Annotated in this window: 22 protein-coding genes; 14 read left to right on the forward strand and 8 right to left on the reverse strand. The window is 70.1% G+C overall.

The window, feature by feature from the left end:
* Positions 1-26: 26 nt before the first annotated feature.
* A complete protein-coding gene (gene rqcH, locus EPL03_RS06530) occupies positions 27-2,144 on the forward strand; it encodes a ribosome rescue protein RqcH (RefSeq protein WP_135828511.1) in 2,118 nt (705 codons plus the stop codon).
* Here the strand turns inward: rqcH and EPL03_RS06535 are convergent.
* Entirely contained in the window at positions 2,099-2,401 is a 303-nt protein-coding gene (locus EPL03_RS06535; protein WP_135828512.1) for a hypothetical protein, read from the reverse strand. The two genes, rqcH and EPL03_RS06535, sit on opposite strands and share 46 nt — an antisense overlap.
* Before the next feature lie 637 nt (positions 2,402-3,038).
* Between EPL03_RS06535 and EPL03_RS06540 the strand changes: the two genes are divergently transcribed.
* The 6 genes from EPL03_RS06540 (at position 3,039) to EPL03_RS06565 (ending at position 8,649) form a co-directional block, all read left to right on the forward strand.
* Positions 3,039-5,207 (forward strand): acetate--CoA ligase family protein, encoded by a 2,169-nt coding sequence (locus EPL03_RS06540; RefSeq protein ID WP_244605203.1) that lies wholly within the window; start codon positions 3,039-3,041, stop codon positions 5,205-5,207.
* Positions 5,204-6,349 carry a phosphotransacetylase family protein gene (locus EPL03_RS06545; protein WP_135828514.1) on the forward strand — a complete coding sequence of 382 codons (1,146 nt, stop codon included), beginning with the start codon at positions 5,204-5,206 and terminating at the stop codon, positions 6,347-6,349. The genes EPL03_RS06540 and EPL03_RS06545 overlap by 4 nt, the downstream gene beginning before the upstream one ends.
* A 237-nt stretch (positions 6,350-6,586) precedes the next feature.
* On the forward strand, positions 6,587-6,871 hold the full coding sequence (locus tag EPL03_RS06550) for a hypothetical protein (RefSeq protein ID WP_135828515.1): 285 nt from the start codon (positions 6,587-6,589) through the stop codon (positions 6,869-6,871).
* Positions 6,868-7,230, forward strand: a complete 363-nt coding sequence (locus tag EPL03_RS06555; RefSeq protein ID WP_135828516.1) for a hypothetical protein — start codon at positions 6,868-6,870, stop codon at positions 7,228-7,230. Before EPL03_RS06550 ends, EPL03_RS06555 begins: the two co-directional genes overlap by 4 nt.
* The gene (locus tag EPL03_RS06560; protein ID WP_135828517.1) at positions 7,214-7,744 is read left to right on the forward strand and encodes a DUF7504 family protein; all 531 of its coding nucleotides are present in this window, start codon (positions 7,214-7,216) and stop codon (positions 7,742-7,744) included. Before EPL03_RS06555 ends, EPL03_RS06560 begins: the two co-directional genes overlap by 17 nt.
* A 116-nt stretch (positions 7,745-7,860) precedes the next feature.
* Positions 7,861-8,649, forward strand: a complete 789-nt coding sequence (locus tag EPL03_RS06565) for a rhodanese-like domain-containing protein (protein WP_135828518.1) — start codon at positions 7,861-7,863, stop codon at positions 8,647-8,649.
* A 37-nt stretch (positions 8,650-8,686) separates the two neighbouring features.
* Here the strand turns inward: EPL03_RS06565 and EPL03_RS06570 are convergent, their stop codons facing one another.
* Positions 8,687-9,817 (reverse strand): polymer-forming cytoskeletal protein, encoded by a 1,131-nt coding sequence (locus EPL03_RS06570; protein WP_135828519.1) that lies wholly within the window; start codon positions 9,815-9,817, stop codon positions 8,687-8,689.
* 130 nt (positions 9,818-9,947) lie between these two features.
* Between EPL03_RS06570 and EPL03_RS06575 the strand changes: the two genes are divergently transcribed.
* The 3 genes from EPL03_RS06575 to EPL03_RS06580 all read left to right on the forward strand — a co-directional run bounded on the left by EPL03_RS06575 (position 9,948) and on the right by EPL03_RS06580 (position 11,664).
* Positions 9,948-10,145 carry a DUF5800 family protein gene (locus tag EPL03_RS06575; RefSeq protein WP_135828520.1) on the forward strand — a complete coding sequence of 66 codons (198 nt, stop codon included), beginning with the start codon at positions 9,948-9,950 and terminating at the stop codon, positions 10,143-10,145.
* Between the two features lie 62 nt (positions 10,146-10,207).
* Positions 10,208-10,345, forward strand: coding sequence for a hypothetical protein (locus tag EPL03_RS19845; RefSeq protein ID WP_168216195.1), 138 nt, complete (start codon positions 10,208-10,210; stop codon positions 10,343-10,345).
* Between the two features lie 143 nt (positions 10,346-10,488).
* Entirely contained in the window at positions 10,489-11,664 is a 1,176-nt protein-coding gene (locus EPL03_RS06580; protein ID WP_135828521.1) for a sensor histidine kinase, read from the forward strand.
* Between the two features lie 45 nt (positions 11,665-11,709).
* Here EPL03_RS06580 and pan1 read toward each other — a convergent pair whose 3' ends face one another.
* Positions 11,710-12,924, reverse strand: a complete 1,215-nt coding sequence (gene pan1 / locus EPL03_RS06585; protein ID WP_135828522.1) for a proteasome-activating nucleotidase Pan1 — start codon at positions 12,922-12,924, stop codon at positions 11,710-11,712.
* A gap of 159 nt (positions 12,925-13,083) precedes the next feature.
* On the opposite strand from pan1, the gene EPL03_RS06590 reads away from it, so the two are divergent.
* Positions 13,084-13,377 (forward strand): MarR family transcriptional regulator, encoded by a 294-nt coding sequence (locus EPL03_RS06590; protein WP_135828523.1) that lies wholly within the window; start codon positions 13,084-13,086, stop codon positions 13,375-13,377.
* 56 nt (positions 13,378-13,433) lie between these two features.
* Here EPL03_RS06590 and EPL03_RS06595 read toward each other — a convergent pair whose 3' ends face one another.
* Both EPL03_RS06595 and EPL03_RS06600 read right to left on the reverse strand, forming a co-directional pair.
* Positions 13,434-13,847 (reverse strand): DUF3054 domain-containing protein, encoded by a 414-nt coding sequence (locus EPL03_RS06595; RefSeq protein WP_135828524.1) that lies wholly within the window; start codon positions 13,845-13,847, stop codon positions 13,434-13,436.
* A gap of 23 nt (positions 13,848-13,870) precedes the next feature.
* The gene (locus tag EPL03_RS06600; protein ID WP_368277061.1) at positions 13,871-14,455 is read right to left on the reverse strand and encodes a class I SAM-dependent methyltransferase; all 585 of its coding nucleotides are present in this window, start codon (positions 14,453-14,455) and stop codon (positions 13,871-13,873) included.
* 290 nt (positions 14,456-14,745) lie between these two features.
* Here EPL03_RS06600 and EPL03_RS06605 point away from each other — a divergent pair, with 290 nt between their 5' ends.
* Both EPL03_RS06605 and EPL03_RS06610 read left to right on the forward strand, forming a co-directional pair.
* Complete coding sequence (locus EPL03_RS06605; RefSeq protein ID WP_135828526.1) at positions 14,746-15,327, forward strand: GNAT family N-acetyltransferase; 582 nt, start codon at positions 14,746-14,748, stop codon at positions 15,325-15,327.
* Positions 15,328-15,400: 73 nt separating this feature from the next.
* Positions 15,401-16,951: an FAD-dependent oxidoreductase gene (locus tag EPL03_RS06610; RefSeq protein ID WP_135828527.1), complete on the forward strand. Its 1,551-nt coding sequence runs from the start codon at positions 15,401-15,403 to the stop codon at positions 16,949-16,951.
* A 17-nt stretch (positions 16,952-16,968) separates the two neighbouring features.
* On the opposite strand, the gene EPL03_RS06615 is transcribed toward EPL03_RS06610, so the two are convergent.
* Positions 16,969-17,250, reverse strand: a complete 282-nt coding sequence (locus tag EPL03_RS06615; protein WP_135828528.1) for a hypothetical protein — start codon at positions 17,248-17,250, stop codon at positions 16,969-16,971.
* 182 nt (positions 17,251-17,432) lie between these two features.
* Between EPL03_RS06615 and fen the strand changes: the two genes are divergently transcribed.
* Positions 17,433-18,416 (forward strand): flap endonuclease-1, encoded by a 984-nt coding sequence (fen, locus tag EPL03_RS06620; protein ID WP_135828529.1) that lies wholly within the window; start codon positions 17,433-17,435, stop codon positions 18,414-18,416.
* A gap of 7 nt (positions 18,417-18,423) precedes the next feature.
* On the opposite strand, the gene hmgB is transcribed toward fen, so the two are convergent.
* Complete coding sequence (hmgB, locus tag EPL03_RS06625; RefSeq protein ID WP_135828530.1) at positions 18,424-19,761, reverse strand: hydroxymethylglutaryl-CoA synthase; 1,338 nt, start codon at positions 19,759-19,761, stop codon at positions 18,424-18,426.
* Between the two features lie 62 nt (positions 19,762-19,823).
* The gene (locus tag EPL03_RS06630) at positions 19,824-23,621 is read right to left on the reverse strand and encodes a beta strand repeat-containing protein (RefSeq protein ID WP_135828531.1); all 3,798 of its coding nucleotides are present in this window, start codon (positions 23,619-23,621) and stop codon (positions 19,824-19,826) included.
* Between the last annotated feature and the right edge of the window lie 91 nt (positions 23,622-23,712).

The raw sequence follows: 23,712 nt of genomic DNA on the forward strand, positions 1-23,712 counted from the left end.
TCCCCGACGATAGAGAACAACGCGGCATGGACCAGAAGCGGGAACTGTCGAGCATCGACCTCGCGGCCGTCGTCGCGGAACTCGGGGCCTACGAGGGCGCGAAGCTCGACAAGGCGTACCTCTACGGCGACGACTTCCTGCGGCTCAAGATGCGGGACTTCGACCGGGGCCGGGTCGAACTCCTCGTGGAGGTCGGCCAGAACAAGCGCGCCCACGTCGCCGCGCCCGAGAACGTCCCCGACGCGCCGGGGAGGCCCCCGAACTTCGCCAAGATGCTGCGCAACCGGCTGTCGGGCGCGGACCTCGCGGGCGTCGAACAGTACGGCTTCGACCGCATCCTCGAATTTCGCTTCGAGCGCGGCGACGAGGACACCACCGTCGTCGCGGAACTGTTCGGTCAGGGCAATATCGCGGTCCTCGACGAGACCCGCGAGGTCGTCGACAGCCTCGACACCGTCCGCCTGAAGTCCCGGACGGTCGCGCCCGGCAGCCAGTACGAGTTCCCCGACGAGCGGCTGAACCCCCTCGAAGTCGATTACGACACCTTCGTCGGCCACATGAACGAGTCGGACACCGACGTCGTGCGGACGCTCGCCACGCAACTCAACTTCGGCGGGCTCTACGCCGAGGAAGTCTGCACCCGCGCTGGCGTCGACAAGGAGACGGACATCGCGGACGCCGACGAGGCCGCCTACGAGGCCGTCTACGAGGCCATCCAGCGGCTCGCCGACCCCGTCCGGGAGCGCGAGTTCGACCCCCGCGTCTACCGCGAGGACGACCGACTCGTGGACGTGACGCCCCTGCCGTTAGAGGAGTACGCCGACCGCGACGCCGAGGCGTTCGACACGTTCAACGAGGCGGTCGACTTCTACTTCACGAACGTCGACTTCGAGGGCGACGACCCGGGCGACGACGCGGACGTCGGGAGCCAGCGCCCCGACTTCGAGGCCGAGATAGAGAAACACGAGCGCATCATCGAACAACAGGAGCAGGCCATCGAGGGGTTCGAGCAGGAGGCCGAGCAGGTCCGCGAGAAGGCCGAACGCCTCTACGGCCACTACGGGCTGGTCGACGAGATTCTGACCACGGTGCAGAACGCCCGCGACGAGGACACTCCGTGGGACGAAATCGAGGCCGGATTCGAGGAGGGGGCCGACAGGGGCATCGCGGCCGCCGAGGCCGTCCGGAGCCTCGACCCCGAGCAGGGGACCGTCACGGTCGAGATAGACGGCACGCCGGTCGAACTCGACGCCTCGACCGGGGTCGAGAAGAACGCCGACCGGCTCTACACCGAGGCCAAGCGCGTCGAGGGCAAGAAGGAGGGCGCGCTGGCCGCCATCGAGGACACCCGCGAGGACCTCGAAGCCGCAAAGCGCCGCAAGGCCGAGTGGGAGGCCGACGACGGGGACGACGCGGACGGCGAGGAAGACGGCGACGACGAGTCCGAGGAAGTCGACTGGCTGTCGGAGCCCTCGATTCCGATTCGCAAGCAAGAGCAGTGGTATGAGCGGTTCCGGTGGTTCCGGACCAGCGACGACTTTCTGGTCATCGGCGGGCGGGACGCCGACCAGAACGAGGAACTCGTCCAGAAGTATCTGGACGGCGACGACCTGTTCTTCCACGCGCAGGCCCACGGCGGTCCCGTGACGATTCTGAAGACCTCCGACCCGAGCGAGCCGTCCCGGGACGTGGACGTCCCCGAGGCGAGCAAGCGCGAGGCGGCCCAGTTCGCGGTGTCGTACTCGTCGGTCTGGAAGGACGGCCGGTACGCCGGCGACGCCTACCTCGTCGCGCCCGACCAGGTGAGCAAGACGCCCGAGAGCGGCGAGTACCTCGAAAAGGGCGGGTTCGCGATTCGGGGCGACCGCACCTACTTCCGGGACGTGGCGGTGAGCGTGGCCGTCGGCATCGCCTGCGAGCCCCACACCCGCGTCCTCGGGGGCCCGCCCGCGGCGGTCGTTCCGCAGGTCGAGACCCACGTCGAGGTCGAACCCGGCCGGTTCGCGCAGGGCGACGTGGCCAAGCGGGTCTACCGGACGTTCCGCGAGCGGTTCGCCGACACCTCGTTCGTCCGGAAGGTCGCCAGCCCCGACCTGATTCAGGAGTTCCTGCCGCCGGGCACGAGCCGGACGAGCGAGGAGTAGGCGGGGAGGGAGCGACGGTCGAGTACGGGGCGGTCAGGGGACGAGCGCCCGGATGGTCCGACCGCACGGATGGCCCGACCGCCCGTGACGAGCAGGTCGAGCGCGACGAACGCGGCGAGGACCACCGTGACGGCCGCGAGGACGCCGCCCCGCGACCGGAACACGACGTTCATCGCGCCGTCACTGTCGGTGTCGACGTCGAGTTTCCATCCGCTGGTGCCCGCCGCGTCGCCCTTCTCCTCGGATTTCGACGTCACGTATTTCTCGATTTTCGAAGGGGAAAATAAGGGTTTGGGCGGGGAGGTGAGTAGCGTTTAGACGAGCGGCTGTGATCGCAATCACCCACTCGAACGCTCTCGGGCCGCTCTGGGACAACGCTTGAACAGAAACCACAGCCTCGAACGCCCTCAGCGCGCTCTCTGACAGCAGAACAGAAACCACAGCCTCGAAAGCCCTCAGCGCGCTCGCGGTCGCTCAGCGGGATATTTCGCGGCTCTCTCCACACCGCCCGAGCCGCGAAATAGTTCCCGCGCTGAGGCGACCACGCGTTGCGCGAGCCCGCCTCGCCCTTTCAGTCCACCAAGGGGACCGCACCACAACCGCACAGCCCCGCACCCGCACCGACACCGCGACCGCAGGCCTCACGCCTCCCCAGCCTCGGGGCGCATGAACGCGCCCCTCCCTCGCGCGAAATTGTCGGCCCACACGGGGCCGACAGCGCGCGCCGAGAGCGTTGGAGGCGGTGGGCGCGATCTCACAGTCACGTATTCGAACACCGCCGGGAGGACCGCCGCGTTCAGCAGGGACCCGGCCTCCCTCGATTCCCGACGCGCCGATTCCCGGCGACCGGGTCTCGGCACCACATTTATGCGAGATTCCCGCGAACCACCGGACGTGGACGAGAACACAGGAGCACTGTCGGGACTGTTCGCGCCCGAGCGGGTCGCAGTCGTCGGCGCGACCGACAGCGAGGGCTCGGTCGGCCGGGCCATCGTGGAGAACCTGCGGGCGGACTTCGCGGGCGAGACGGTCCCCGTCAATCCCAACTACGACGAACTGTTCGGCCTCGACTGCTACCCGGCGGTCGGGGCGATTCCCGACGTCGAAAGCGTCGACCTCGGCGTGGTCGTGGTGCCGCCGGGCATCGCGGTCGAGGCAGTCCGGGAGTGTGGCGAGGCCGGCGTCCGGAACGTGGTGGTCATCACCGCCGGGTTCGGCGAGACCGGCAGCGAGGGCGCGAGCCGCGAGCGCGAGTTGACCGAGGTGGCCGAGGCCTACGAGCTCAACCTCGTCGGCCCCAACAGCCTCGGCGTGATGAGTACGCCGACCGGCCTGAACGCCACGTTCGGCCCGGAGAACGCGCTCGCCGGCTCGATATCGTTCATGAGCCAGTCGGGCGCGTTCATCACCGCGGCGCTCGACTGGGCCACCGACGAGGGAATCGGCTTCAAGGACGTGGTGTCGCTGGGCAACAAGGCGGTCCTCGACGAGACCGACTTCGTGCGCGCGTGGGGCGACGACCCCGAGACCGACGTGATTCTGGGCTATCTGGAGGGCGTCGAGGACGGCGGCGCGTTCATCGACGCGGCCCGCGAGGCGGCCGACGACACGCCGGTCGTGCTGGTCAAGTCCGGGCGGACCGAGGCCGGCGCGCAGGCGGTGTCCTCCCACACCGGCACCCTGGCGGGCAGCGACGAGGCCTACGAGGCCGGGCTGGAGCAGGCGGGCGTCCTCCGGGTCGAGAACGTCCAGGAGCTGTTCGACTTCGCCCAGATACTCTCGGGCCAGCCACTCCCCGAGGGCGACGACGTGGCCATCGTGACCAACGCGGGCGGGCCGGGCGTGATGACCACGGACGCGGTGGGCGACTCGCGGCTCTCGCTGGCGTCGTTCTCCGAGGAGACGATGGCGGGTCTCTCGGAGTCGATGCCCGAGGAGGCCAACATCTACAACCCCATCGACGCCATCGGCGACGCCGACGTCGAGCGGTTCGAGACGGCGCTGGACCTCGCGCTGGGCGACGAGAACGTCGACGCCGCCGTGGTGCTGTCGGCACCCACGGCCGTCATCGACTTCGACGACCTCGCGGCGTCCATCGTCGACCGGCAGGCCCACCACGGCAAGCCCGTGGCGGCCGTGCTGATGGGCGGCGAGCGGACCGAGTCCGCCAAGGGGACGCTGCGCGAGGGCGGCATCCCGAACTACTTCGACCCGGCGCGGGCGGTCCGGAGCCTCGACGCGCTCGTCCGGTACCGCGAGGTCAGCGAGCGGGCGTACGAGGACCCCGAGACGTTCGACGTGGACCGCGAGCGCGCCCGCGAAATCCTCGGTCGGGCGGTCGAGCGCGGCGACAACCGACTCGGCGTCGAGGCCATGGGTCTGCTCGACGCCTACGGGATTCCGACGCCCGAGGGCACGATCGCCGAGACGCCCGACGAGGCGCTCGCGGCGGCCGAGCGCGTCGACGGCGACGTAGTGATGAAGATAGTCTCGCCCGACATCCTCCACAAGTCCGACATCGGGGGCGTGAAGGTCGGCGTGGCCGACGGGGACGTCGAGGACGCCTTCGAGGACCTCGTGACTCGCGCTCGGAACTACCAGCCCGACGCCGAGATTCTGGGCGTGCAGGTCCAGGAGCTAGTCGACGTCGACGCCGGCACCGAGACCATCCTCGGCATGAACCGCGACCCGCAGTTCGGCCCGCTGGTTCTGTTCGGCCTCGGGGGCATCTTCGTGGAGGTCCTCGAAGACACCGAGACCCGCGTCGCGCCGGTGAGCGAGCGCGAGGCGACCGAGATGGTCGAGGGCATCCGGTCCGCGCCGCTGTTGCGGGGCGCGCGCGGCCGCGAGGCCGCCGACCGCGAGGCCATCGTCGAGAGCCTCCAGCGGCTCTCCCAGCTCGTGACCGACTTCCCGGCCATCCTCGAACTCGACGTGAACCCGCTGGTGGCCGGCCCCGAGGGCGTGCAGGCCGTCGACGTCCGGCTGACCGTCGACGCCGACGAACTGGACGCCGACGAACCGGACGCCGACGAACCGGACGCCGAGGAACTCGAACCATGAACACGATACTCGTCACCGCGACCGAAGCAAGCACAGGCAAGACCGCGGTCGCACTCGCGCTGGCCCGACTGGCCGCCGAGCGCGGCCTGTCGGTCGGCTACATGAAGCCCAAGGGCACCCGGCTCCAGAGCAACGTCGGCAAGACACTCGACGAGGACCCGATGCTGGCCCGGGACCTGCTCGACCTCGACGCCGAGATGCACGACCTCGAACCCGTGGTGTACTCGCCCACGTTCATCGAGCAGGCCATCCGGGGACGGGAGGACCCCGACGAACTCCGCGAGCAGGTCCGCGGGAGCTTCCAGCGCCTTTCGGAGGGCAAGGACCTGATGGTTGTCGAGGGCGGCGGGAAGCTCACCACGGGCGGCATCGTGAACCTCACCGACGCCGAGGTGGCCGACCTGCTCGACGCCGAGGTGTTGCTCCTCTCGCGGTACGAGCGCGGCGGCGACGTCGACGACGTGCTCGCGGGCGTCGCGGACGTGCGCGCCGGGGACGCCAGCGGCGGACCCGACCCGGACGGCCGGACCGGCGTGGACGACCGGCTGCTCGGCGTGCTGTTCAACGCGGTCCCGGACGCCAGCTTCGACGAACTCGAGACCGAGGTCGCGCCGTTCCTCGACGGCCGGGACGTCCCGGTGCTGGGCGTCGTCCCGCGCGAGCAGTCGCTGGCCGGCGTGACCGTCGCGGACCTCGCGGCCGAACTCTCGGCCGAGCAGTTGAACGACGCGCCCGGCGACGCGTTCGTCGAGCGGTTCCTCGTCGGCGCGATGTCGGGCGACTCCGCGCTCCGTCACCTCCGGCGCACGAAGGACGCCGCGCTCGTCACCGGCGGCGACCGGCCCGACCTCCAGCGGGTGGCGCTGGAAGCGCCGGGCGTGAAGTGTCTCATCCTGACCGGCGGATTCCGGCCGCCGGGGGCCGTGGTCGGCGCGGCCGAGGAGAAGGGCGTGCCGGTCCTGCTGGTCCAGTCGGACACGCTGACCACGGTCGAGCGCGCCGAGGACGTTGTCCGGAGCGGCCGGACCCGCGACGCCGAGACGGTCGAGACCATGCGGGGCCTGCTCCACGACCACGCCGACGTCGACGCCGTTCTCGGCGAGCCCGCCGAGTCGACCGACGGGGAGACGGACGCGAACTGACGGGACCCTCCCCTCGGCACGCTGCCGGTCACTCCCCGTCTCCCCCGTCGCGTCTGTCGCTTCCGCGCTCCTCGTCAACGTCGAGCAGGGGCACGAGGTCGCCGCGGAGCGCGCCTCGGGCCCGACGAAACCGGGTCGGACGCCCGAGCCGGGCGACGACCCCGAGCGAGCCGACGCGACGACCCGAGATGCGCTCATGGTCGGGTTATTTGGTTCGGGAACCGCAACTGCGCGCAAATGCTCGTCGAACGCGCACTCGCGCTGGCGACCACGGTCGTCCTCGCCGGGACGTTCCCGCTCGCGCTCATCGCGGCGCGCGGGTTCCGGGACGCCCCGTTCGGGTCGGTGTTGCGGCCCCTGCCCGTCGTGATACTCGCCTTCGTGGCGCTGAACGCGCCCGGAGCGCTGTCCGTAGATTCGCCCGATGCCGTCCGACTCGCGACGTCGCTGGTGGCGACCGTGAGCGCGCTGGTCTCGGCCGCGCACGCGGTCGTCCTGCTCACCGAGCGGAGGAAACTGTGAGCGACCTCGTCTCGTTTCTCTTCGTGGCTCAGACGGCGACGCTGGTCATCGCCAGCGCCCTGGTCGCTTATCCCGTGGTCGCGTACGCCCGGAACGTGGCCTACACCCGGGGACTCGCGTTGCTGTCGGCGTCGCTGTTCGTGCTCACGGCCACGTACGTCGTGACCTTCTTCTATCACCGCCCGGTCGTGTCGGGTGCGCTGGACCTGCTGGGCGCGCTGCTCGCGGCACTGGGAACGTGGGAGTTCGCCGAGCCGTTCGTCCGCGTCGGCGGGGACGGACTCGATGCGACCGCCGCGGACGGGTCGACCGCGACGGAGCAATCGGCCGGAGGGTTCGAGGGTGCCCGGGACGACTGACCCGCCGGAGGTCTCGCTCGCCCCCGGCGAGCAGGCGCTGGTGTCGGTGCCCTCGATGGGGACGCCGCTCGCGTACCTCCCCGACGACGCCTTCGACAACCTGCTGGTCGTGTCAGCCACCGCGCCGCCGGCGAAGGTCGAGTCGGTGGTCGAGCGGCGCGGCGGCGACCCGGCGGCGGTCGGCGTGGTCCCCGTGACGGGGTCGCCCGGCGAGTACGACGGCCCGCTGTGGACCACCGACCCGGTCGACCCGAGCGACCTGACCGGCATCAGCATCCGGCTCTCGACCGCGATGAACTACGTCATGGCGGGCGGGTGGGTCGTGTTCGACAACGTGAACGTCCTGTTGATGTACGGCCACGAGGAGCAGGTGTACCGGCTGCTGGACTCGGTGGCGGCCAGCGCCCGGGACCGCGACGCCCGGGGCGCGTACTGTACGGTCCGGGAAGCGGTGACCGACGACACCTACGCCCGATTGGCCGGCCTGTTCGACCGGACCACGTCGGTCGAGTAGCCGTCCCACCGCGCGACCGAAGCGTCGGTCGCCGCCAGCGCCCGGCCGCCCGACGCTGTGTCCGGAATTGAAGACGGCAAAATTAATACTGGGTCAGACCTAAAGTCCGCGCATAAATGAACCGTCGAACCTTTCTGACCGCCGGTGCGGTCTCGCTGTCGGCGACTGCTGGCTGCCTGGGTGTTCTCGGAGGTGGCGGAACCAGTGGCGCGCCGCCGACGCCCGACGACGACGACGTGGACGGCCGCCCGCCGGCGTTCGACGACCAGCCCGACGAACGCGAGGTCGACACCGACTCGTTCGGAACCGTCGAGGAGAGCGGCGTCGACGTACCGCTGGCCCCGATCGACGTGGCCCACTACTGGTACAAGCGCGGCGAGGCCCGGTTCGCCGACGCCCGGTCGCAAACCCAGTACGAGGCGTCCCACATCTACGGCGCGGTGTTGAGTCAGGCCGACGCGAATCGCCGGAGCGACGACGACCCCGTGGCCGACTGGCCCAGGGACGAACGGGTCGTCTGCTACTGCGGCTGTCCGCACCACCTCTCGTCGATTCGGGCCTCGGAGCTGATACAGAACGACTTCGAGGAGGTGTACGTCATCGACGAGGGGTTCTGGGAGTGGCACGACCGCGAGTACCCGATGCGGGGGTCCGACGTCGAGACGACGCCGGCGAACTGGGTCGTCGACGGCGAGGTCGCGGCGTCGTTCGCGGGCGAGAACGCGTGGGCGCGCCATCGGCCCTCCGGGCAGATGGAGTCGACCGACATCGGCGGCGACGGGCGCTACGAGCTCCACCTCAAGTTCAACGACGTCGGCCCAGACTCCACGATCGAGGTCGACACGCCCGCCTACACCGTCGAGGGGAAGCTGTCCGACCTCGCGACCGGCACCGTCCAGGGATAGTTCCGACGCGTTTCTCGGCGGCCGGACCGTCGGCGGCTCACTCGTCGGTCGATTCGCCCGCAGGGTCGGCGTCCGCGCGCTCGGGCTCGCCGTCGGGCGAATCGCCGGACGACGATTTCTCGGCGGAGTTCGCGACCGAATCGTCGGCCGCGCCCCGCGAGTCCTCGGCGGCCGTCACGTCCCCGGCGTCGGGTGCCGGGGCCTCCGGGTCCGTCCCATCTGTCGCGTCCACGTCGTCGCCGTGGAACCGCTTCCGGCGGCCGACGGCAGGTGGGTCCGACGCCGCGGTCCGATTGCCGCCCTCGCCGTCGGCCGCGATCTGGCGGCGCGTGCCCGCCTTCACCATCGACATCTCGCCGCTGGCGCGCATCGTCCCGTCGACGAGCGCGCCCTCGTGGAAGTGGAGGTTCTCGCAGGAGACGTCGCCCCGGACTTCGACGCCGTCGGCGAGTTCGACCGTCCCGTTCCTGGTGGTCACGTCGCCGTGGATGACGGTGCCCTCCGCGACCGAGACGTCGCCCCGGGCGCGCAGGCTGCCGAACACGTCGTTCCGGCGGCCGACCGCGATGGACTCGGCGCGGATGTTGCCGTGGAGCCGGCAGTCGTCGCCGATGGTCGCGGGCGTCGAGACGCGCCACGAGTCGTCGCTCACCCGGCCGTTCCGGGGGATTACCACCGGGTCGGCGTCTATCTCCTCGTTCTCGAGGAGTTCGGAGACGACCTCCTCGGCGGCCTCCTCCTCGCCGATGTGGAGCAGTTGCTGGAGGTAGACGAACACGAAGACGATGGTCGGCATCGGGTTGCGGATGACGATCCACCCGTTCGCTTCGAACCCCTCCTCGATGTTCACGTCGTCGCCGATGTCGAGGTCGCCCGACACCATCAGGCGACCGCCCACGTGGACGCGCTCGCCGAGGTAGGCGTCCCGTCCGACGAGCACGTCGGCCTCGACGTCCGACCACATGTCGAGCCGACAGTCGGCCTCGGCCTCGATGTGGCCGCCGAAGGTCACGCGCTCGCCCGCGATGACGTTGTGGCCCCGGACGCCGAACTCCACGGTGCTCTGGCCGCCGACGATGACGTCGCCGTCGGTCACGAGGTCGTGCTCTTCGACGGTCGTTCCGTCCGGAATCGCGAGTTCGTCGAGCGGGTCCGAGCCAAGCGGCACACCCAGCCGTTCCCGTCGAATCCTAATAAAGTTCCGTCAGACGTGCGACTCGCGCCCGCGTTCCTCGGCGACGCCGCCCGACCGCCGAAGTTTTGAAGGTTTTTAAATGGCCGGGGCGAACCGAGACGGTATGACGACGCTCTCGTTCGACGAGGACGGCGTGGACGTGGTGTACGAGGGGACGGAGTTCCGGCTCTCGAAGGACCTCATCGAGGGCGCGACCGGCAAGTCGTACTTCGACGTGACCGACCACGAGGTCCTCCAAATAGTCGAGGAGAGCCCCGACCTCGCGGGCGAACCCCGACGCATCGGCGACGTGGTCGGCTGACCCGTCGCCGGCCGCCGACGTCGTCAGGTACCATTAAGGCCCACGCCCGCCTCGCGTCGACCATGAACTTGCCAGCCGACTTCGACCATCCCTCGTGGCGGACCGCGCTCGGCACCGTCGCCGGCTACGCCGCCATACTGCTCGCGATGTTCGTCGCGCTGTTTCTGGTGCCGTACGGCATCTACGTGGCGCTCCCGTGAGCGAGTAGCCGTACGGACTCGTCCCGCGACACATATTCTGCTATATATATACACTCCGAAACAACTTTGCCGAGGTCTCGCAACTCCTCGAACGAGAGCCGAGGTTCCGAGACGGCCCAAGCGCCGGACTCCCCCATCGACCCATGGACGCACGAACTACCACTCTCGACGGTAACTCCCGGCAGTCGGAGGCCACGAGTGCGGACGCCTCCCCGACGCTCGACCAGTTGCACGAGTCCACGCGGGACCTGATTCGGGCCCGTACCCGCGAGGAAATCGCGGAGATAGTCGTCGACGCCGCACACCAGATTCTCGGGTTCACCGGGACCGGCATCCGGTTCTACGACCCCGAGTCGGACGCGCTGGTGAACGCCTCGTTCGACGGCGACCCCGCCGACGAGGTGGAGGCCAGACCCGACTTCGACGTCGACGACTCGCCCCACGGCGACGCGTTCCGGAGCGGCCAGACGGTCGCGTACGACGTCCCCGAGGACGGCGGCCCGTACGGACTCGACCCCTTCGAACGGACGATGTACGTCCCCATCGGCGACCACGGCGTGCTCAGCCTCGGTCGGGCCGACCCCGGGAGCTTCGACCGGGTGGACGTCCAGTACGCCGAGATACTGGCCGCGAACACGCGCGCGTCGCTCGACCGCATCGAACGCGAGGCCCGCCTCCGCGAGCAGCGCCGGGAACTCGAACGGAAGAACGAACGGCTCCAGCAGTTCGCCAGCGTCGTCTCCCACGACATGCGCGGCCCCATCAACGCCGCGCAGGGCTATCTGGAGTTCGCCCGGGACGACGGCGACGAGGAGTTCTTCCGGCGCATCGACGACGCGCTCGACCGACTGGCGCGGTTCACCACCGACCTGCTGACGCTGGCGCGCCGGACCGCCGAGGTCGGCGACCCCGCCGAGGTCGACCTCGCGAGCGTGGCCGGGGACGCGTGGCGCTCGGTCGACACCAAGCGGGCGACCCTGACCCGCCCCGAGGACGCGACGGTGGAGGCCGACCCGGAGTCGCTCCAGCGGCTGTTCGAGAACCTCTTCCGGAACGCCGTGATGCACGCCGGTCCGGACGTGGCGGTGACGGTCGGAACGGTCGACGGGGGGTTCTACGTGGCCGACGACGGCCCCGGAATCCCCGAGCGAGAGCGCGACTCGGTGTTCGAGGAGGGGTACTCGACGTCGTCGGACGGCACCGGCCTCGGACTCACGATAGTCGAGAGCCTGGCGGGGGCCCACGGGTGGGACGTGTCGCTCGCAGTCGGGGACGACGGCGGCGCGCGATTCGAGATTACCGGGGTCGAGCGCGTTTAACCCCGCTGCCGAAAGAAAGAAGCCGAAGGTGTCGGGCGCGAGCGGTTACGCGAACGTCTTCGAGATTTCCTCGTCGTCGTCCTCGGACTCTATCTTGGCCTTGGCGTCCTCGAAGTCGGCCATCGTGATCTCGGTCCGGTCGTCGCGGATGGCGAACATCCCCGCCTCGGTGCAGACCGCCTTGATGTCCGCGCCGGAGGCGTCCTCGGCGTCGCGTGCGAGCGTCTCGTAGTCGACGTCGTCGGCGACGTTCATGTCGCGGGTGTGGATGCGGAAAATCTTCTCGCGGCCGTCGAGGTTCGGCTTGGGCACCTCGATGAGGCGGTCGAAGCGGCCGGGCCGGAGGATGGCGCGGTCGAGCATGTCGAAGCGGTTGGTGGCGGCGATGATGCGAATCTCGCCGCGGTCCTCGAACCCGTCCATCTCGCTGAGCAGTTGCATCATCGTGCGCTGGACCTCCGCGTCGCCCGATGTCTTCGAGTCCGTGCGCTTGGCCGCGATGGCGTCTATCTCGTCGATGAAGAGGACGGCGGGCTCGTGCTGGCGGGCGACCTCGAAGAGGTCCCGGACCAGCTTCGCGCCCTCGCCGATGAACTTGTGAACGAGCTCCGACCCCGCCATCTTGATGAACGTGGCGTCGGTCTGGTTGGCGACCGCCTTCGCCAGCATCGTCTTGCCGGTGCCGGGCGGGCCGTACAGCAGGACGCCGCTGGGCGGGTCGATGCCGACCTCGCCGAACATGTCGGGGTTTTCGAGGGGCATCTCGACCGTCTCCCGGACCTCCTGCATCTGCTCTTCGAGGCCGCCGATGTCCTCGTAGGTCACCCCGGGGCTCTCCTCGACCTGCATCACGCGGGCGCGGACGTCGGTCTCGTTTTCGAGGGTCTTGACGATAGAGAGGGAGTTGTTGACCGCGACCCGGTCGTCGGGTTCGAGGTCCGAGCGCATCTCGTCGGTGACCTCGGTGACGGCCTCCTGGTTGTTGCCGTGCTGTTTGATGATGACGCCCTCGTCGGTCAGTTCCTGGACGGTGGCGACGAACAGCGGGGACTGCTTGAGCTTCTTGTTCTCGTGAGTGAGACGCTCGAGCTTCTGCTGGTACTTGTTGTTCTCGGCGTTGGCGTCCAGCAGCTTGTCGCGCATCTCCTCGTTCTGGGATTCGAGCACTTCCAGCCGCTCCTGGAGGGCCTCGATCTTCTCCTGTTGAGACGCGGCCTCGTCGTCGTAGGGGAGGTCGACGTCGTCCACAGTGTCAGTCATCACGACGGGGTAGGTGCCTGTCTCATAAGAGGCTTCGGGTGGGTGTGGCGGGCGCGACGCCCCGCGGGAGTCGGTCGACGACGCGACGGGTTGAATGCTTAATAGTAATATTCCAGAATGGGAAATATTATTACCTTGTATCCAAAACGAGGTGATAGCATGAGTGCCTCAGAAACTGCGAAGGCCGACGAGAGCGGGACGGGCGAGGAGAGTCGCCTCACGGGGGAGAACGCCACGGAAGCCATCCAGGAACTGCCGCCGAGCGCCAAGCTGGTCGCGAAGGTGCTCGAGTACAACGACACCCTGACTCAGAGCCAGATCGCCGAGGAGTCGCTGTTGCCCGACCGCACGGTCCGGTACGCGCTCAACCGGCTCGACGACGAGGGGCTCGTGGACTCGCGGTTCTCGTTTTCGGACGCCCGCAAGCGCCTGTACACGCTGAGCCTCGACTGAGCCAGCGGCGCGGGCGAGCGCGCTTCGCCACCGAATTCTCCGGACGCGCCCGCGACTCACCGGACGGCCACGGCCGCCCGCCACGTCGACAGCGACGCCACGCCGACGCTGGTGACGACCATCGCGAACGACGCCGGCGAGTTGCCGTGGAAGTACGGCGTCGCACGCAGCGCCAGGCCGATGGCGGCCGCGAGGACCCACGCGCCGGCCGCGCGGAACACGGCCGACCGGACCGTCCTGGTCGCGCCGGGCGCGTACGACCTGAACACGAGCGCCCCGACCACCCAGCCGGCGAGAAACGGTGCGACGGTGTCGGCCACGACCAGCGGCGACGCCACCGGGTCGACGCCGTGGTTGAGTTCGCCCACCATCAGGAATCCCAGAATCACCAGCAGGTCACCCAGCGCGAGCCGCGCGGCACCGGGCGTGGCCGCGACCCGCGAGCCGAGGCGTCCGTCGACGTTGCTCATGCGCGCGGGTTGGGGCGCGGTCGTTAAGATTCCCCCGGTGTGCGCCCGACGACAGCGTACTCGAATCCGTCCGTCCTGAATCGAGCGTCGAGGCCCGCGTCGGCGACCCGGCGGGCGAGCGACCGCGGCTCGAAGAACGTCGAGTCGAAGCCGTACAGGTGTTCGCCGCCGGCCGCGAGGCGGCCCACCAGCGTCGTCGGGTCCACCTCCCGTATCACCACCACACCGCCCGGTCGGAGCACGCGGGCCGCCTCGCGGAGCGCGGCGTCGGGGTCGCCGAAGTGGTGGAGCGCGTCGACTATCACCACCGCGTCGACGCTCCCGGCGGCGAACGGCAGGCCCGCAGCGTCGGCCCGGACCGCCTCGAACCCGTTCCGTCGGGCCTGTCGGACCATGCCGGGCGCGGCGTCGACGACGATGCGCTCGGCGGCCCCGAGCGCGCTCGCGCCCCGCCCGGTCCCGCCGCCGACGTCGAGGACCCGCTCGACCGGGCGCTGGGCGAATCCCAGCGCCTCGCGGAGTTCGTCGGCGGCGGGCGACGGCGCGAGCCAGTCGTAGAACCGGGCCATCCGGTCGAACGTCGCGGTGTCGCCGATGGCGTTGGTCACACGCGTTCGGCACGGGCCGCGGGGATAAAAAGCTGGACCGCGAGTTCCGGGGTCGACCGTGGTGGAGACGGGAGTGACCGACCTCGACATCACGTATCGGGAGCGACCGAGAAGCGCAGACGGCGCGCGGTGTGGGCGGAGACACGCTCCCACGAGCCTCGTCTCACCCTGTTCGACGAGACGCCAGCGCGCGCCGGGACGGAGCGGTGAGGCAGTCGCAGAGGGGACCGATAGCGCCCGACCGAGCGATTCGAGGGAATATCCAAGTCCCCCGGAGCCCAACTCCGACCATGGAGTACGCGGTGCTCGGCTGGCCCGAGGACGGCCCGCAGCTCCGGCTCGACCACCGGACGTTCAGCTACGCCGGGAAGTTCGTGATGTCGAACACCGGGAAGGCGGTGGCTCGTGGCGACGGAAGCGAGCGGGCGTCCGGCCGAACCGACGGGGCCGAGGAGTACGACGACCCCGTCGCCGCAATCGCGTTCAACGAGGACCGGACCGACCCGGGAACGGCGTGGCTCCGTTACGTGACCGTCCGGGACGACCGGCGCGGCGAGGGCGTCGGCGCGCGGCTCGCCCGGTTCGCAACGGCGCGCCTGCGCGAGCAGGGGTACGACCGGGTCCGCATCGCGGTCAACAACCCCTTCGCGTTCCACGCGCTCTACAAGGCCGGCTTCGGGTTCACGGGCGAGCGGACCGGCATCGCGGAGCTGGTGCTCGCGCGCCCGGGCGACCGGTCGGCCGAGCGCTACCGGTCGGGGCTCGACGAGTTCCGGGAGCGCGAGGGCCTCGCGCCCGAGGAGCGGTCGTTCCTCGACGCGAAGGCGGGCGCGGAGCTGCCGGACGTGATTCCGGTGCCACCGTCGTCGTAGGAGCCGAAGGCTGCGGCCACCGGCGTTAAGCGCCGCGCTGCCCAATCCGAACGCGATTCGGGGGTTTCCGGGCATGAGCCAACCAGACGCGCTACCGGGGCGACACGACTCGCTGTGGACGGCCACCACGCCGGGAACTGACTACCCGGCGCTCGACGGCGACCTGCGGGTCGACACCGCAGTCGTCGGCGGGGGCATCGTGGGGGTGACGGCTGCGCTCGAGTGCGCGGAGGCCGGCCGGGAGGTCGCGTTGCTCGAAGCCGACCGGGTGGTCGAGGGCGTGACCGGCAAGACGACCGCGAAGGTGACCGCCCAGCACGGGCTGGTCTACGACTCGCTGGTCGAACAACGCGGCCGCGAGACGACCCGAGCGTACGCCGAGGCGAACGCCGCCGCGATAGCGGAGATAGCCTCGCGGGTCGACGAGCGCGACGTCGACTGCGACTTCCAGCGCCTGCCGGCGTACGCCTACGGTGACGCGGGCGGCGACGCGGCGGACCACCGCCGGAAGCTCCGGCGCGAAGCGTCGGTCGCGGCCGACCTCGGCCTGCCCGCCTCCTACGTCGCTGACCCGCCCTTTCCCGAGGACGCGCCGGGCGCGGTGACGTTCGCCGACCAGGCCCAGTTCCACCCCCGGAAGTACCTGCTCGACCTCGCGGAAGCGATTCCCGAGGAGGGCTCGCACGTGTTCGAGGGGACGAAAGCCACCGGCATCGCGGACGCCTCGGAGGGGTCCGACGACCGCTGTCGGGTCGAGACCGAGCGCGGCACCGTGACCGCCGAGAACGTCGTCGTCGCCACCCACTTTCCCATCGAGGACCCCGCGTTCTACTTCGCGCGCCAGTTCCCCAAGCGGTCGTACGTCCTCGCGGTCCGACTCGCCGACGAGCCCCCCGAGGGGATGTTCTACCGGGACGCCGAGCCGCACTTCTCGGTCCGGCCCCATCCGACCGACGACGGCACGCTGACGCTGGTGGGCGGCCAGAACCACAAGACCGGACAGGGCGGGTCGACCGAGGAGCGCTACCGCAGCCTGCTGGCGCAGGCTCGCGAGCGCTTCGACGTGGCGTCGGTCGAGTATCGATGGTCGACCCAGGACTTCGTGTCGGCCGACGACGTGCCCTTCGTGGGCGAACTCGGGCCGACCACCGACGAGGTCTACGTCGGTACGGGCTTCGGCGGGTGGGGCATGACCAACGGGACGGCGGCCGGACTGATGCTCGCGGAGTTCGCACGGGGCGAGACGCCCGAGTGGGCCGACGCGTTCGACCCGATGCGATTCGACCCCGGCGCGGGAACCAAGGAACTCCTGACCGAGAACCTCGAGGTCGCCACGGCGTTCGCGACCGACTGGGCGAGGGCGCTGCTCGGCGGCGAGGCCCCCGTGGTCGCGCCGGGCGAGGGCGAAGTGGTCCGCCGGGACGGCCGGCCCCTCGCGGTCTCGCGCGACGACGACGGCGACCTCCACGTCCGGTCGGCGGTCTGTCCGCACCTGGGCTGTGTCGTCCGGTGGAACGACGGCGAGCGCTCGTGGGACTGCCCGTGTCACGGCTCGCGGTTCTCGGCGGACGGCGCGGTGCTTGACGGCCCGGCGGCCGAGGACCTGCCCGAGCGCGGGGAGTGAGGGCGTGTTGTCGACGACTATCCGGCCGCGTCGCGCCGGAGGACGGACGGCACGGACCCTTCGGCGATGACGTAGACCCCGAGCCCCAGTACCGCTATCGGCACCGCGGCCACCGCTACGGGGAGACCGCCGGTAAGCGTCATAGCGAAAAGTCCGAAGGCGACGACGGGCGTCGCGAGGAGGACGCCGAGCGTCAGGAGGGCCCGCAGGACGGGTCGGGTGTGGCCGGTTCGATACACGGCGAGCCCGCACGCCGTCGCGAGCGCCAACGCGACCGTGCCGAACAGAGCGACGACCATACGCCCGATTCACGCCGGGGGCAGATAACTATTCGCGTAGTCGGGGCGACCGCTCGGCCGACCAGTCCCAGCGGGGGCCGACGCCCAACGCGCTCGGCCGGGTTCGCGGTGCACGTCCAGCGTCCGCCCGGGAAAACGGACTGGAAGCTTTCAAAGCCCCGCGACGCCTACCCCATCCAAGGATGGGAAACACAGACCTCCGCCAACTCGCGGTCCTCCGCGAGGTCCCCTTCGCGGAACTCGCCGGCGACACCGTGGCGGTCGACGCTCACAACTGGCTCTACAAGTACCTCACGACCACCGTGCAGTGGACCCGCGACGAGGTGTACACCACCGACGACGGCACCGAGGTCGCCAACCTCGTCGGAGTCGTCCAGGGACTCCCCAAGTTCTTCGAGCACGACCTGACGCCCGTGTTCGTCTTCGACGGGGCGGTGACCGACCACAAGTCGGCCGAAATCGAGCAGCGGCGCGCGGAGCGCGAGAAGCGCGAGGAGCAACTGGAGGCGGCCCGCGAGGCGGGCGACGCGGTCGAAGTCGCCCGGCTGGAGGCCCACACCCAGCGGCTCACCGACACCATCCAGCGCACGACTCGCGGGTTGTTCGACCGACTCGACGTGCCCTACGTCGAGGCCCCCGCCGAGGGCGAGGCCCAGGCCGCGTACATGGCTCGGACCGGCGCGGTCGACTACTGTGGCACCGAGGACTACGACGCCCTGCCGCTGGGCGCGCCCCTGACGCTCCGCCAGCTCACGAGCAAGGGCGACCCCGAACTCATGGACTTCGAGGCCACGCTCGCCGAACACGACCTGACGTGGGAGCAACTGGTCGACGTCGCCATCCTGTGTGGCACCGACTTCAACGAGGGCGTGGCCGGCGTCGGCCCGAAGACCGCCGTCAAAGAGGTCAGGGAGTACGGCGACATCTGGGGCGTGCTGGAGGCGCGGGGCGCGAGCATCGAGAAGGACGTCGACGTGATACGCGACCTCTTCTTGAATCCGACCGTCACCGACGATTCGGCGTTCGACGTGGAGATGGACCCGGACATGGCGGCGGCCCGCGAGTACGTCGTCGAGGAGTGGGGCGTCCACGCCGAGGAGGTCGAGCGGGGCTTCGAGCGCATCGAGGCGTCGGTCGTCCAGACCGGGCTCGACGAGTGGACCTGAGCCGCGACTACTCGACGTACTCGTAGGTGCGCTCGTTCATCCGGCCCCGGCCGGTGAACACGAACTCGGCCTCGGGGACGGTGAACTCCTCGAGTTCGATGCTCTTGTCGTGGTTGTGCCGGTCGTGGACCTTCTCGTACTCCGCGAACGAGAGGTCGTAGCGGTCCTCGATCTGCTCGGCCACGTTGAGCTGGTCTATCTCCTCGCGCCAGCCGTCGGCGACCGTCTCGGCGTGGATTTCGGCCTGCGCGCCCGAGCCGTAGGAACCGACGCCGAGCCGCTGGCCCGCGAGCTCTAGGTCCTCGTCGGCGGCCCGCCGGAGCGCGGCGGCCCGCGCGATGTGGACCGACCCGGTGTACCAGTTGCCGACCTCCCGGGAGATGTCCAGCGTCGGCTCGATGGTGGCGTCGTACCACTCGCGGTAGGCGTCGGTCGACTTGAGCTCGTCCATGTGGTCGCGGATGGCCTCCTCGTAGGCCTCGCGGTCCTCGTAGTCGTCCTCGCGGGGCTGGAACCCGATGTCGTCGGCGAGGGCCTCCTCGATGGGCGTGTCCCGAATCATGTGCCGGTAGGCCAGCACGGCGGCCTTCCGAACCATGCCGGGGAACGGCGTGTGGAACGGGACGTACGCGAAGTCGTCGGGGTGGGAGGCTCCCGCGACCGACTCGTAGTCCTCCAGCGCCTCGCGCATCCGGGCCAGATACACCTGCATCGAGCGCTTGCCGTCGACGCTCGGGAACTGCTGGTTGGGCTTGAGGAAGTCGGTCTCGTCGGCGCTCCCGTACCCCTGCTCGGTCGACAGTTCGACGAGGCTCGGCTCCTCGGTGATGAGCATCGCGACCGCGCCCGCGCCCTGCGTGGCCTCGCCGGGGTCGCCCCGGGCGTACAGCGCGGTGTCGGTCGCCACGACCAGCGCCGCCCGCCCGCGATGCCGCCCGGCCTTGATCCAGTTGTAGGCGTCGTCGAGGCTCTGGGTGCCCGCGATGCAGGCGAACTTGCGCTCGCCCTTGTTGGCGTGGTGGAAGTCCTCGTCGTACACCGATTCGAGACAGCCCGCGATGTACGTCGAGACGGGCTTGGAGTTGTCGAACGCCGACTCGGTAGCCACGTCGATTCGGCCGACGTCGTCGGGGGTCAGCCCCTTGCGCTCCATCAGCCGGTGGGCCGCGTTCGCGCCCATCGTCACGATGTCCTCGTGGGCGTCCGGGAACGAACTCGCGTGCAGCCCGAGCCCCTTGGTGTACTTCTCGGGGTCCTCGCCCTTCTCGGGCGCGAACGTCTCCGCGAGGTCGAGTTTGAGCTTCCCCGTCCAGATCTCGATGGCGTCGATACCGACTGCTGTCATGTCCCGTACTCCGGCAACTGGCTATATGATATTGTCGATAGGAGATTCGACGGTCGTCGAACTCACGCGACCCGGCCCTCCTCCGGCTCGCCGTCGACCGGCGCGTCCTCGGGGTTTGCGAGCGTCCCCGGCGAACCGCCGACGCGGACGACCAGGTCGTCCACGTACAGCATCCCCGACTCGACGGACGCGGTCGGCGTCTGACTCGACTCGACTCGGCCCCGTTCGAGGACCGCGTCCCCGTCGGTCGCCGTGACCGTGATGCTGCCGTAGCCGTCGCCGCCGACGTAGTTGTCCAGCGTGGTGTTCGTGGCGTCGACCGACTCGCCCTCGACGTTCACGTTCGCCGCCGACTCGACGACCGAGTCGGTCACTGCCGCCCTCCCGTTCGCCGTCAGGGTGGCGCTGCCGTAGCCGTCGCCGCCGACGTAGTTGTCGAAGGTCGCGTTCGTCGTCGCAATCGAGCCGGCGTCGACGGTGAGGTCCGCGAGGGTCTCGACCACCGCGTCCTCCAACCGGGTCTCGCCGGCGGTCGAAACCGAGACGCCGCCGTAGCCGTCGCCGCCGAGGTAGTTGTCGAACGTGGTGTTCGTGGCGTCGACCGACCCGGCCTCGATGTCGAGGCCCGCTCCGGCTTTCGCCACCGTGTCCGCGACGGTCACGGCACCACCGACGTCGACGGTCACCGAACCGCTGCCGTCGCCGCCGACGTAGCTGTCGAGGGTGGCGTTCGTCGCGTCGAACGAGTCGGCGGTCACGTCGAAGTCGCTTCTGGCCTCGAAGCGAGCGTCGTCGGCGGTGACGTTCCCGCCGTCGACCGAGAGCGCGGCGTCCGTCTCCGCGACGAGACCGCTCGCGCGCAACTCGTCGGAGCCGGCCAGCGTGAGGTCGCCGTAGCCGTTGCCCCCGCGGTAGTTGTCGACGGTCGCGCCGGACGCGGACACCGCGGTCGCGCGCACCTCGATGTCGGCACTCGACCGGACGCGAGCGTCCGCCAGCGTCAGGTCCCCGTCGGCGACGACCGTCGCCGCGCCGCTGCCGTCGCCGCCGACGTAGTTGTCGATGGTCGCGTTGACCCCCGCCACCGACGTGGCGTCGACGCCGATTCGGCCCGAGGACTGGACGACCGCGTCCGTGAGGTCGGCGTCGCCGGTCGCGGTGATGGTCGCGGCTCCGCTGCCGCCGCCGTCCCGGTAGTTGTCGAACACCGCACCCGAAGCGGCGACCGAGTCGCCGCCGACGTCGAGCGCGCCCCGGCTCAGGAACCGCCCGCTCTCGGCGGTCACCGCGCCGCCGTCGAGCGAGAGGCTCCCCCGCGTCTCGACGAGCGCGTCGTCGACGGTCAGTCGCTCGGACCCGAGTATCGTCAGGTCGCCGCTCCCGTCGCCGCCGACGTAGTTGTCGAGCGTCGCGCCCGTCGCGCTCACGGTTTGTGCCTCCACGTCGACCGCGCCGCCGCTCTCGACGACCGCGTCCCTCGCGTCGAATTCGTCGGTCGCGGCCACCGTGACCGACCCGCTCCCGTCGCCCTCGACCGACGTGTCGAGCAACGCGTTCGACGCGTCGACGCCGGCCGCGTCGAGGCTGAGGTCGCTCCTCGACGCCAGACGCGACTCGCTGACGTTCACGGTCGCGTCGGCCACCAGCGAGAGGGCACCGCTGCCGTCGCCGCCGACGTAGGTGTCGAGCGTCCGGTCGGTCGCGGTCACGGACCCGTTCCGGCCGGTTATCGACACGGCTCCGGTACTCGAAACGTTCGCGTCGAGGGAGACGCTGTCGGCCGTCCAGTCCGCGCTCGACACGTCGAGCGCCCCGGTCCCGTCCACGCTGTCGGGGACGACGAGGTCGTTGCCGTCGCCCGCCGTGAACGTCCCGTCGAGTTCCGACGCGGGGACGGGTTCGTCGCCGACGGCTTGGTCGTACCGGCCGTCGCCGTTGACGTCCTCGTACGCGAACCCGGGGTCGACGCCGGCACCGACGTACTCGCCCTCCCCGTCGGCGACGTCGGTCGCGTTTCCGGTGACGGCGTTGTCGGCGTCGTCGGTCGCCGCTATCTCGACCGTGTACTCGTCGCCGTACCCGCCGTCGTCCGTGAGCGTCGTCGTTCCCGACGCCGAGGACCCGGTGACCGAGTACGTCTGACTGTCGGCGACGGTGTCGTCCGGGGCCACGAGCGACACCGTGACCGACGAGAGGTCGCTTCCGCTCTCGTCCGAGACTGCCCAGTCGGCGGTGTACTGGGCGTAGTTGCTGCCCGCACTCCCCCGGCAGTTACCGCCGGGGTTGACGTTCGAACAGACGCTCTCGTCGCTGACCATGAATTGGTCGAGCGTCAGCGTCCCGTTACCGCCCGGCTCTCGCGGGTCGACCGCGCGGACGTCTATCGCGTCGACGTCGTCACCGCTGGCGGCGTAGACGGTCACCGAGCCGTTGCGCCGGGGCAGCGTCAACGTGGTTCGGTCCTCGCCGTCGCCGGTCACGCCGTCGCCCGGCGAGAGGTCGCCGAAACTGCTGTTGTTGAGCGCGTAGTCGACGCTCGCACCCGTGACGGGGTCGCCGCCCTCGCTCACGTTGACCGTGAGGTCGACGCTCGTCCCCTCGCTGGTGTCGAGCGTGCAGTCGGTGAACCCGGGGTCGCAGTCGAGTCCGGGACCCGACGCGTCGGTCCAGTCGACGTCGTAGGTGTCGTTGCCGCCGCCCCCGGAGCCGCCGTCGACGAACAGCTCGGCGGTCGCCTTCTCGCGGGCGAGCGGGGAGCGACTGATGTTGAACGCGACCCGTTCGGTGCCCGACTCGTCGGGGGCCTCGTAGACGAACGTGGCGCGACCGTTCGAGTCGGTCTCGGCCCGCGTCGGCGTCACGGGGGCCCCGAGGTCGCTCACGTTCACCGTCGCGCCCGGGACGGGGTTGTTGAACCGGTCGCGGACCTCCACCACGACCTGCTGGTTGCCGCCGGCCGAGACGCTGGCGTTGTCGCCCCGAGCGACCGTCACGTAGTGGGGGTCGACGCCGGTGACGCCGGTGCCGACGCCGACCTTCGCGAGTTCGAGTTCGTAGCTCCCCGGTTCGAGCACGACTCGGACCGCGCTCTGCCCGCCCGCGAGCGTGGCGGCCTCGACGGTCTCGACCCGCGACTGGTCGGCCAGCGAGTCGTTCCACAGCTCGACCGCGCTCGCCCCCGAGAGGCTGGTGGGGACGACCAGCGTGACCGGCTCGCTCGCGCTCTCGTTGCGGACCGTCACCGTCCGGGTGGCCGTACTGACCGGCTGGACGTCCACGCTCTCGGCCCCGCTGCCCGCTTCCGAGAAGCTCCCGTCGACCGCTACCAGCGAGATGCGGTCGCCCTGCACGAGCCGCTGGCCGCCCAGCGTGAGGTTCGCGCCCGCGAACCGGTTGTAGAGGAGGCCGTTCCGGTACACCGTTCTCGGCGGGTCCTGGTACTCGCTGTACTCGGGCTGGTAGACCAGCCCGGCGGTCGAGAAGCGGCGCGCGCTCCCGTTCCAGTAGTCGAAGACCTCGCCGTCGGCGACCGCGTTGTCGACGGTGACGTTGGCCGCCGCCGTGGTCCGGAGCGTGCCCGACGGCGGAGGAGGGTTCACGAAGACGGCCCGGACAGGGTACCGGGTACCCAGCGTGACCGTCGCCGAGCCGCCCGTGCCGGTGACGGCGGTCCGGCGGAGTTCGTTCCGGAGGTCCTGGAGTTCCGACTGGACCTGCTGGTTGTGGTTGAACTCCACCCCCTCGTTTTGCTGGGGCACGACCGTCGCCTGATAGAGCGAGAGAAGCACTATCAGGACCGCGAACAGCAGCACCGTCCCGATCTGGACGGTCACCGCGCGGTCGTCGGTACGGAATCGCACTATCGATTCCTTTCAGTCCTGGTAGTTAAAAATAGCGTCTGTTCCCTGCCGGGGCGCGGCGCGTCGGGCCGTGGCTGCCGACCCGGCGACA

It is taken from the genome of Halorussus halobius, from assembly GCF_004765805.1.
Lineage (GTDB): Archaea > Halobacteriota > Halobacteria > Halobacteriales > Haladaptataceae > Halorussus > Halorussus halobius.